1 protein-coding gene is annotated in these 375 nt (G+C 59.7%); it reads right to left on the minus strand.

Translation table 11 applies throughout. The features are described from left to right. On the minus strand, positions 1-375 hold a 375-nt coding region (locus tag H8K43_RS18750), incomplete at both ends, for a type VI secretion system Vgr family protein (protein WP_186905263.1).

A 375-nucleotide genomic window follows, 5' to 3' on the forward strand; every position in this document is an offset into this window, starting at 1 on the left:
CCTTGTTTGCTGAGCCTGCGATTTCTGCATTTTGTTGTTCGAGGTCTTGTGCGACCTGAGGCTGATCGCTTGCTTCTTGCGCTCCGGCTTGCTGGGCGGCGTCGGCCAGACTGGCGTGTAAATTGTGGGCATGTTGCAGCCGGTTTGCGCTTTCGTTCAGGCTGGTGTGGTGTTGCTGGGCCTGGGGTCTTGCTTCGCTGCTGATCAGGAGGCCGTCTTTGGCGCGGACAGCGCCATGACCGTCGGTGCGTAGTTCAAAGCCTTGGCCGCGTGGGTCTTGCCGTCCACGGTTGTTGTCGATGCGGGTGATGTGTCCGAGGCTGAGCTGGCTGTGTTGGTGGTCGCTTCTCAGCTGGAGCTGAATTTGTTGTGCGG

The sequence above is a fragment of the Cognatundibacterium curvum genome, from assembly GCF_014284235.1.
GTDB classification, from domain to species: Bacteria; Pseudomonadota; Gammaproteobacteria; order Burkholderiales; family Burkholderiaceae_D; genus Undibacterium; species Undibacterium curvum.